The following is a 9,546-nucleotide window of genomic DNA, read 5'->3' as shown; positions in this document are numbered from 1 at the left end:
GCTGCGGAGGGGAAGCCGCGGCCCCCGGCGGGTTTTTTCTGCCCCCGGTCAGCCGGCGAAGCTGATGCGCCGCTCGAAGCGGCCCGTGCGCAGCAGCTCGGACACCGTCGTGGCCGTCGTTCCGCGCTCGGACAGGCCGGAGAGCACACGGGTGAGCAGGTCGGTCTTGTCCACCTCGGGGCGGGGCCCGTCGCTGACACCGTCGACGGCGTCGGCGAAGTTGTCGTGGGCGAGCAGGATGGCCCCGGCGGAGCATCCGTCGAGGGCCTTCTCGACACGGCGGGCCTGCGGGACGTCCTTCCAGTCCCAGGTGGTGGCGGACCACAGCACCGGCTCCAGGCCCAGGCTGCGCACCGCCGCCCACCTCGCCGGGGACTGTTCGCCGTAGGGCGGCCGGAACCAGGTCACGGGTGCTCCGGTGATCTGCTCCAGCTCGTCCCGGGCACGGCGAGTCCGGTCGCGGACCTCCCCGGGGGTGAAGGTGCGCAGGGAACGGTGGTCGGCCCCGTGCAGGGCGACCTCGTGGCCGGCCGCGCCCAGCTCCCGCACGAGGCCGGCATCGGGGCGGGCCCTGGTCATGAGCACGAAGAAGGTGGCACGGGCGTCGAAGTCGTGCAGCACGTCCATGATGCCGGGAGTGACCGCGCGCACCGGACCGTCGTCGAACGTCAGGGCGATCCGCGGCGCGTCCGTGCGCACGCGCACGGGTGTCCCGAGCACCCGGGCGGCCGGGCGCAGGACGGCGCGCGGTGCCCGGGCGCGGAGGGAGCCGGTGCGGAGCACGGAGCTCATGCCCCCGGCCGGAAGCGGGCGAGCCGGCCGTCGCGACCGTACTCCTCGTAGGACCAGCCGGCCGCCCCGAGCAGCATGCCCGCGCCACGGCACGCGGTGCGCAGTCCGCGGGCCTGGTGCACGGGCGCCCGGCCCGCGAAGCCCCCGAGAGCCCGGCCGGCGCCGCCTCCCAGGCGCGCCAGTCCCGCGACGGCGGCCTTGGCGCGGACCGCCCGACGTCGACGGGAGGGCGCCAGCACGGTGTCGGACAGGACCGTGGAGTTCCCGTGGCTGAGGGCCCGGACCAGGACCCAGCGTCGGGTCTGGCGCTCGGCCGGCACGACGTCCACGGCCTCCGACTCGTTGCACCAGACGAGGGAGCGGCCCGCCGCGTGCAGCTCCTTGGTGAAGACGGTGTCCTCTCCGCCGGAGAGGCCGAAGTCGTCGCGGTAGCGCACCCCGGCGGCCCGGACCTGGGCGAGGTCGAGGAGCATGTTCCCTCCGGCCGCGAACGGGACGGCCGTCCCCGTGGGCAGCTGCCGGCGCACGAAGAACCGGCCGGCCAGCAACCACGGGTCCACCTCGCCGGTGTACTCGGGGACGACCCTGCCTGCCACGAAGGCCGCTCCCGTCCGGTTCCAGGTCTCCAGCAGGTGCCGTGCCCATCCCGGTCGGGGACGCTCGTCGTCGTCGATGCTGAGCAGGACGTCCGCGTCGGCCGTGTCCTCGAGCAGCCGGTTGCGCACCGCGGCGATGCCGGGGACCGGTTCGCTCACGTACCGCACCTCCGGACCGCCCTCCGCGCAGGAGCGCGCCAGCTCGGCCACGGTGGGCTCCGCCGAGCGCTCCGGGTCGTTGTCGGCCAGGACGATCCGCACGGACCTGGCCACGGCGGGCCGCCCGTCCCGCCCGAGGAGGTCGTCGGCCTGCTCGCCCAGCTCCCTGACGAGTCGAGGCAGCACCTCCGGCCGCCGATAGGTCGGCACTCCGATGGCCACGGCCGGCAGACGCACTTCTCCTGCGGTACTTTTCATGAATATCTCCCGGTGCGGTGCTGAGGGGGGCAGCTCTGGGGCGCGCGGGACGCCGGCGTGCGCCTCGGCGCCCCGGACGAACCGCGATGGGTCGGTCCGCCCGGACGGTGGGGCGTCAGCGTGCGGACACAGGCAGGTCTGCGCGCAGAGCGGCCCCGACGATGCCCGCGTTGTTGCGCAGCTCCGCCACCTTGACGGGCGTCCGCAGCTCCAGATAGGGGAGGAACTTGTCGGGGTTCTTCGACACCCCGCCGCCCACGATGAACAGGTCGGGGGAGAAGAGGAACTCGACGTGGCTGAAGTAGGGCTGCAGCCGCTTGGTCGCCCACTTCTTCCAGGGCAGGTTCTCGCGCTCCCGCGCCGACGCCGAGGCCCGGGTCTCGGCGTCATAGCCGTCGATCTCCAGGTGACCGAGTTCCGCGTTGGGCACGAGCCTGCCGTCCTGCACGAGCGCCGAGCCGATGCCGGTGCCCAGGGTGAGCACGATGACGAGACCGCCCACGCTCCGGCCGGCGCCGTACACCGCCTCGGACAGCCCGGCCGCGTCGGCGTCGTTGAGGGCCTCCACCGGCCGGCCCAGTCGCCGCGTCATGAGGGAGTCCACGTCCGTGTCGATCCAGGACTTGTCGATGTTCGCGGCCGACAGGGCGACGCCGTTCTTGATGATCGCCGGGAACGCGATGCCGACCGGGGAGTCGGGGGCCGGGGCGTCGGGGCGGGCCTGGAGCTCCTCCACGATCTTCGCGACCGTTTCGGCCACCGCCTCGGGAGTGGCCGGCTGCGGCGTCGCGATGCGGAAACGCGTGCCGACGAGCTCCCCGGTGTCGAGGTCCACGATCCCGCCCTTAGTGCCGGTGCCCCCGAAGTCGACGCCTATGGCCCGACGGTGGGCTGCGGGAACGGTGGCGGGAAGTTCGGTGGTCTGTGGCTGGCTCATGGAAGGTCCTCTCGCGGGCCGGAGGTCGGTCAAGTGTGGGCAGTCTACGGCAGGGCCTACGGAAGGGTGAGGACGTCGACGCCGTCCTCGGTGACGGCCATGGTGTGCTCGAACTGCGCGGTGCGCCGCCGGTCGCGGGTGGTGACGGTCCAGTCGTCGTCCCACTGCTCCCACTGGATCGTGCCCAGGGTCAGCATGGGCTCGATCGTGAAGACCATGCCCGGGACCATGGGGGTGGCGTAGGACGGCGCGGCGTCGTAGTGGGGGACGATCAGGCCGGAGTGGAACTCGCGGCCCACCCCGTGGCCGGTGAAGTCCCGCACCACGCCGTAGTCGAAGCGCCGGGCGTACTTCTCGATCACGCGGCCGATGACGTTGATCTCCCGGCCCGGCCGGACGGCCTTGACGGCCCGGTTCAGGGCCTCCTCGGTGCGCTCGACCAGCTGCCGGGACTGCTCGTCGACCTCGCCCACCAGGAACATCCGGTTGGTGTCGCCGTGGAAGCCGTTCTTGTAGGCCGTCACGTCCAGGTTGATGATGTCGCCCTCCTCCAGCACCGTGGAGTCGGGGATGCCGTGGCAGATCACCTCGTTGAGGGACGTGCAGATGGACTTCGGGAAGCCCCGGTACCCCAGGCAGGAGGGATAGGCCCCGTGGTCGCACAGGTACTCGTGGGCGATCCGGTCGAGCTCGTCCGTGGTGGTGCCCGGCACCGCCGCCCGGCCGGCCTCCTGCAGGGCGCGGGCCGCGATCCGGCCCGCCTCGCGGATCAGCTCGATCTCGTCGGGGGTGTAGACGTTGCCGCCGCGGCCCTCGTCGGGCTCCGCCCGGCCCACGTACTCGGGGCGGGCGATGGCCGCCGGCACGGGGCGGGCGGGAGTCACGACGCCGGGGACGAGGGCCCCGACGGGAGCGGTGGCGCCGGGAGCGGGCGCGGTGAGGTTGTGCGTGGGCACGAGGGTCTGGACCTCCTGGATCGGGTGTGCCGGCCCCGTCCGGGCCGGTCCGGGCCTAGGATCTACCCTAGCGCGCCGGGCACGGGGCCGGACCGGTCAGCCGGGGCCCGGCGGCCACCGAGAGGAGAGGTCATGGCCGAGTTCTGGTTCAACACCTACACCCACCAGGTCGAGGAGGGCCCGCAGTCGGACTACCGCAAGCTGCTGGGCCCCTACGCCACGCGGGAGGAGGCGCAGAACGCCCTCAAGATCGCGGCGGAGCGCACCCGGCGGTGGGACGAGGAGGACCGCGCCTTCGAGGAGGGCTGAGCGGCCCCCGGCCGGGCACCGGAGCGGGGTGCGGCGGTAACGGAACCGTGCTCAGAAACCGTGCTCGGGACCCGGGAAGGTCCCCGACCGGACGTCCTGGACGTAGCGGCCCACGGCGTCCGAGACCACCCCGTGGAGGTCCGCGTACTGCCGGACGAAGCGCGGCATCCGGCCCCGCCGCAGTCCGAGCATGTCCTGCCACACGAGCACCTGGCCCGTGGTCCCCGGACCGGCGCCGATGCCGACGGTCGGGATCTCCAGGGCGGCGTCCACGGCCGCGGCGGCCTCCGCCGGGACCATCTCCATCACCAGGCAGAACGCCCCGGCCGCCTCGAGGGCACGGGCGTCCTCGACGAGCGCCCCCGCGGCGTCGCCGCGGCCCTGCACGCGGTACCCGCCCAGGGCGTGCTCGCTCTGCGGCGTGAAGCCGATGTGCGCCACGACCGGCACCCCGGCCTGCACCATGGCCCGCACGTGCGGGGCGAACCAGGCCCCGCCCTCGAGCTTCACCGCGTGCGCCCCGCCCTCCTTGAGGAAGCGCACCGCGGTGCCCACGGCCTGCTCGGGGGAGGCCTCGTAGGAGCCGAAGGGCAGGTCCACGACCACGAAGGCGCGCTCGACGGCGCCCGAGACCGCCCGGCACAGCGGCAGCAGCTCGTCCACGGTGACGGGCAGGGTGCTGGAGTGGCCCAGGACGTTGTTGCCCGCGGAGTCCCCCACGAGCAGCGAGTCCACGCCCGCCGCGTCGAAGATCGCCGCCGTCAGGGCGTCGTAGCACGTGAGCATCGTGAACTTCTCGCCGCGGCGCTTGGCCTCGCGCAGGTGGTGCGTGCGCACCCGGCGCACGTCCAGCGCACCCGGTGCCGGGCGGGGTGTCTCCTGGGTCATGGACCCACCCTATCGGGCGCACCCGCCGGGCCCGTTCCGTCCGGCGGGCGCGGCAGGCGGGCGCGTTAGAGTGGGCGGGACAGCCGGCGTGCCCGGTCGGCACGGCGCCCCGGGCAGGAAGACGAGGAAGACAACCATGGACCGTCAGCAGGAGTTCGTCCTCAGGACCATCGAGGAGCGCGACGTGCGCTTCGTGCGGATGTGGTTCACGGACGTCGTCGGGAGCCTCAAGTCGGTGGCCCTGGCCCCCGCCGAGGTCGAGGCGGCCTTCGAGGAGGGACTCGGCTTCGACGGCTCCTCGATCGAGGGCCTGTCGCGGGTGTCCGAGGCGGACATGCTCCTGCAGCCGGACCCCTCCACGTTCCAGATCCTGCCGTGGCGCAGCGAGACGGAGCCCACCGCGCGGATGTTCTGCAACATCCTCACCCCGGACGGCGAGCCCTCCTCCTCGGACCCGCGCGGGGTGCTCAAGCGCGTGCTGGAGAAGGCCTCGGACATGGGCTTCACCTGCTACACGGCGCCGGAGATCGAGTTCTACCTGCTGAAGTCCGCGGACCTCGACGCCGAGGGCCGGCCGACGCCCGTGGACCACGAGGGGTACTTCGACCACGTGCCGGGCGGCGTGGTGCAGGACTTCCGGCGCAAGGCCGTCAGCATGCTCGAGGCCGTCGGGATCTCCGTCGAGTTCTCCCACCACGAGGCGGGCCCGGGGCAGAACGAGATCGACCTGCGCTACGCCGACGCCCTGCAGACCGCCGACAACATCATGACGTTCCGCACGGTGATCAAGGAGGTCGCCCTCTCGCAGGGCCTCTACGCGACCTTCATGCCCAAACCGTTCACGGAGCACCCCGGCTCCGGCATGCACACCCACTTCTCGCTCTTCGAGGGGGACACCAACGCCTTCTTCGAGGCCGGGTCCGAGTTCCGGCTCTCCCGCACGGCGGGGCACTTCATCGCCGGCATCCTGCGGCACGCCCCCGAGTTCACGTCCGTGACCAACCAGTTCGTCAACTCCTACAAGCGGCTCTGGGGCGGGGGAGAGGCCCCCTCCTACCAGTCCTGGGGGCACAACAACCGCTCCGCCCTGGTGCGGGTGCCGCTGTCCAAGCCCGACAAGGTGCAGGCCGCGCGCATCGAGTACCGCGGCATCGACTCCGCCACGAACCCGTACCTCTCCTACGCCGCGCTGCTGGCCGCGGGTCTGCGGGGCATCGAGAACGAGTACGAGCTCCCGCCCGTGGAGCTGGACGACGTCGCGGCCATGAGCTCCGCGGAGCGCCGCGCCCTGGGCCACAACCCGCTGCCCTCGAGCCTCTACGACGCGATCCGGGAGACCGAGGAGTCGGAGTTCATGGCCGAGCTGCTCGGCGAGCAGGTCTACGACTACTTCCTGCGCAACAAGCGCCGGGACTGGAACGACTACCGCCGGGTGGTCACGCACTTCGAGCTCAAGAACAACCTCGGCATCCTCTGACCCCGGACGGACCGTCCCATGACACACCCTCCCCAGTCGGCGGCCCCCGCGGGCACCGTCGCGTCCGGCCGTCTGATCAAGGCCGGCTTCGCGGACACGGGCAACGCCCAGCGCTGGCTCGCCTTTCCCGAGCTCGCCGAGGTCGACCTCGACCGGCTGCTGGAGGGCCTGGCGCTGGCGGCCTCGCCCGACGTCGCCCTGCAGCTCACCGTCCGGCTCCTCGAGAAGTCCCCGGAGCTCGCCGAGCGGATCAACGCGGGCCCGGAGGCCTCCGAGACCATGTTCCGGCTCCTGGGGGCCTCCGAGGCGCTCGGGGAGTTCCTGCTCCGGCGCCCCGAGCACCTCGACCTCCTCGCGGAGCCCGCCGCCGCCGAGCCCGGGGAGATCCCCCCGGAGCAGTTCCGCGACGCGCTCCTGAGGGCCGTCGGGGCGGAGCCCGCCGCGCGGACCCCCGTCGCGGCCGAGACCGGCGACACCGCCTGCAGCGCCCTGCGCGTCGCCTACCGGCGGGAGCTGGCGCGCATCGCGATCCAGGACGTCGGGGCCCTCTACCCCGCCGACCACATGCCCGCGGTGGGACGCCAGCTGGCCGACCTCGCCGCCGCGGCCCTCGAGGCGGCGCTCGCCGTCTCGCGGGCGGAGGCGGCCGGGACCTGGGACCCCGGGACGGTCGAGCACGTGCGGCTCGCCGTGATCGGGATGGGCAAGTGCGGTGCTCGTGAGCTCAACTACATCTCCGACGTCGACGTCGTCCACGTCATGGCCGTGGAGGACCCGGACGGTGCGGAGCCCCTGGACGGGGCGGAGGCCACCGTCATCGCCACGGCCCTCGCCACGGGCACGGCCCGGGCGCTCATGGCCCGCGGCGCGGAGCCCCCGCTGTGGGAGGTGGACCCCAACCTCCGGCCCGAGGGCAAGGACGGCCCCCTGGTGCGCACCCTGGACTCGCACGTGCGCTACTACGAGCGGTGGGCCGAGTCCTGGGAGTTCCAGGCCCTGCTCAAGGCGCGGCCCGTCGCCGGGGACCCGGAGCTCGGGGCCGCCTACCGCCGGGCCATCGAGCCGTTCGTGTGGCGCAGCTCCGGGCGGGAGGGCTTCGTGGAGTCCGTGCAGGCCATGCGCCGGCGCGTCACCGACAACATCCCCGCCGCCGAGGGCGAGCGCCAGATCAAGCTGGGCCCCGGCGGGCTGCGCGACGTGGAGTTCACCGTGCAGCTCCTCCAGCTCGTGCACGGGCGCACCGACGAGCGGGTCCGGACCCAGGCCACGACCGAGTCCCTCGCCGCGCTCTCCGAGGGCGGCTACATCGCCCGCCGGGACAGCGAGCAGTTCTCCGCCCACTACCGCTGGCTGCGCCTGCTGGAGCACCGCATCCAGCTGTTCCGGCTGCGCCGCACCCACCTCATGCCGCAGGCGGAGCGGGAGCTCACGGTCATCGCCCGGTCGCTGCGCGGCGCCGCGGACACCGCCCGCCCCTCCGGCGAGGCGCTGCTCGAGGAGTGGCGCAAGGTCAAGCGCAGCGTCCGCGGGATGCACGAGCGGATCTTCTACCGGCCGCTGCTGGCCGCGCTCGCCCACCTGCCGGAGACCGACACCCGGCTCTCGCCCGAGTCGGTGCGGGACCGGCTCGCCGCCCTCGGCTACCGGGACCCCAAGGCCGCCGTGCGCCACATCGAGGCCCTCACCCGCGGCGTCAGCCGGCGGGCCGAGATCCTGCGCACCCTGCTGCCCGTGCTCCTGGCCTGGCTGGCCGACGGGGTCGACGCCGACGCGGGGCTGCTGGGCTTCCGGCGGCTCTCCGAGTCCCTCGGCACCACCCCCTGGTTCCTGCGCCTGCTCCGCGACTCCAACGCCGCCGCCGAACGGCTGTGCCAGATCCTCTCCAGCTCCCGGTACGTCACCGACCTGCTGGAGAACTCGCCGGAGGCGACGGCCTGGCTGGGCCAGGACGACGAGCTGTGCCCCGTCTCCTTCGAGACGCTGTGGAGCGAGATCCGCGCCCAGATGGCCCGCCACCCGGACCCCGGGGAGGCCGTGCGGATGATCCGGCTCATCCGCCGCCGCGAGGAGCTGCGCGTGGCGCTCGCGGACACCTCCGGTCTGCTCGACGTCGAACAGGTGGTGGAGGCGCTGTCGGACATCGACCGGGTCTGCGTCCTCGGCGCCCTGCACGTGGCCGAGCGGGAGGTCTACGACCGGGACGGGCGGCTCGCCGACGTCCTCGTCGTCGCGATGGGCCGGCAGGGCGGACGCGAGATCGGCTACGGCTCCGACGCCGACGTCATGTACGTCTACGCCCCGGTCGGGGACGCGGACCCCGCCGCGGCGCGGGACCAGGCCGAGACCCTGCTGCAGCGCATGGTGCAGCTGCTCAAGGCGCCCTGCACACCGCCCATCGTGGCGGAGCGGGTCCTGGAGATCGACAACGACCTGCGGCCCGAGGGCAAGCAGGGACCCATGGTGCGCTCCGTGGAGTCCTACGCGGAGTACTACGCCCGGTGGGCCCAGACCTGGGAGTACCAGGCGCTCACCCGGGCGCTGCCCGTGGCCGGCAGCGACGAGCTGGCCGATGCCTTCCGGAGGGTGATCGACCCGCGCCGGTACCCGGAGGAGTTCACGGAGCGCCAGCTGCTGGAGATCCGGCGGATGAAGGCCCGCGTGGAGAACGAAAGGATGCCGCGGGGCGCGGACCCGTCCCGGCACCTGAAGCTCGGGCGCGGTGGGCTCTCGGACGTCGAGTGGCTGGTCCAGACGCTGCAGCTCCAGCACGGGCACCGGGTGCAGGGGCTGCGGACCACGAGCACCCTGCGCGCCCTGCACGCCGCGGAGGAGGCAGGACTCGTGACCGCCGAGGACGCCACGGCCCTGTCCGCCGCGTGGCGGCTGGCCACGGCCGTGCGCAACGGCAACGTCCTGCGCACCGGGCGCCGCTCCGACGCCCTGCCCTCGAAGCGGGCGGACCTCGAGGCGGTGGCCCGCTGGTGCGGCTACGAGCACGGAGGCGCCGGGCGCCTCGAGGAGGACTACCTGCGCACCACCCGCAAGGCCCGCGCCGTGTTCGAGCGGCTGTTCTACGGCCACTGACGGCAGGCACTGAGCACGGGGACTGAGGGCGTGCGACGGCCCCGGTCCGTCGCCGACCACGGGCAAGGCCCCGGTCCCTGGAGCGGGACC

The 9,546-nt window shown here is 73.5% G+C and carries 8 protein-coding genes; 3 read left to right on the top strand and 5 right to left on the bottom strand.

Going from position 1 to position 9,546, the window contains the following annotated elements:
* Positions 1-48: 48 nt before the first annotated feature.
* The 4 genes from ACFU0Y_RS14970 to map form a co-directional block, all read right to left on the bottom strand.
* Positions 49-792, bottom strand: coding sequence for a polysaccharide deacetylase family protein (locus ACFU0Y_RS14970; RefSeq protein ID WP_380215321.1), 744 nt, complete (start codon positions 790-792; stop codon positions 49-51).
* On the bottom strand, positions 789-1,805 hold the full coding sequence (locus ACFU0Y_RS14965) for a glycosyltransferase family 2 protein (RefSeq protein WP_380215320.1): 1,017 nt from the start codon (positions 1,803-1,805) through the stop codon (positions 789-791). Before ACFU0Y_RS14965 ends, ACFU0Y_RS14970 begins: the two co-directional genes overlap by 4 nt.
* A 115-nt stretch (positions 1,806-1,920) precedes the next feature.
* Complete coding sequence (gene ppgK, locus ACFU0Y_RS14960; protein ID WP_380215319.1) at positions 1,921-2,742, bottom strand: polyphosphate--glucose phosphotransferase; 822 nt, start codon at positions 2,740-2,742, stop codon at positions 1,921-1,923.
* 56 nt (positions 2,743-2,798) lie between these two features.
* Positions 2,799-3,698, bottom strand: a complete 900-nt coding sequence (map, locus tag ACFU0Y_RS14955) for a type I methionyl aminopeptidase (RefSeq protein WP_380215318.1) — start codon at positions 3,696-3,698, stop codon at positions 2,799-2,801.
* Positions 3,699-3,830: 132 nt separating this feature from the next.
* Between map and ACFU0Y_RS14950 the strand changes: the two genes are divergently transcribed.
* Complete coding sequence (locus tag ACFU0Y_RS14950; protein WP_380215317.1) at positions 3,831-4,007, top strand: SPOR domain-containing protein; 177 nt, start codon at positions 3,831-3,833, stop codon at positions 4,005-4,007.
* A 51-nt stretch (positions 4,008-4,058) separates the two neighbouring features.
* On the opposite strand, the gene panB is transcribed toward ACFU0Y_RS14950, so the two are convergent.
* Positions 4,059-4,895 (bottom strand): 3-methyl-2-oxobutanoate hydroxymethyltransferase, encoded by an 837-nt coding sequence (gene panB, locus ACFU0Y_RS14945; RefSeq protein WP_380215316.1) that lies wholly within the window; start codon positions 4,893-4,895, stop codon positions 4,059-4,061.
* Positions 4,896-5,031: 136 nt separating this feature from the next.
* Between panB and glnA the strand changes: the two genes are divergently transcribed.
* Positions 5,032-6,372, top strand: a complete 1,341-nt coding sequence (gene glnA / locus ACFU0Y_RS14940; RefSeq protein WP_380215315.1) for a type I glutamate--ammonia ligase — start codon at positions 5,032-5,034, stop codon at positions 6,370-6,372.
* An 18-nt stretch (positions 6,373-6,390) separates the two neighbouring features.
* A complete protein-coding gene (locus tag ACFU0Y_RS14935; RefSeq protein WP_380215314.1) occupies positions 6,391-9,456 on the top strand; it encodes a bifunctional [glutamine synthetase] adenylyltransferase/[glutamine synthetase]-adenylyl-L-tyrosine phosphorylase in 3,066 nt (1,021 codons plus the stop codon).
* Positions 9,457-9,546 lie beyond the last annotated feature (90 nt).

The sequence above is a fragment of the Kocuria sp. NPDC057446 genome, from assembly GCF_042802875.1.
Classification (GTDB): Bacteria; Actinomycetota; Actinomycetes; order Actinomycetales; family Micrococcaceae; genus Kocuria.
This window is presented reverse-complemented; position numbering and strand designations above follow the sequence as displayed.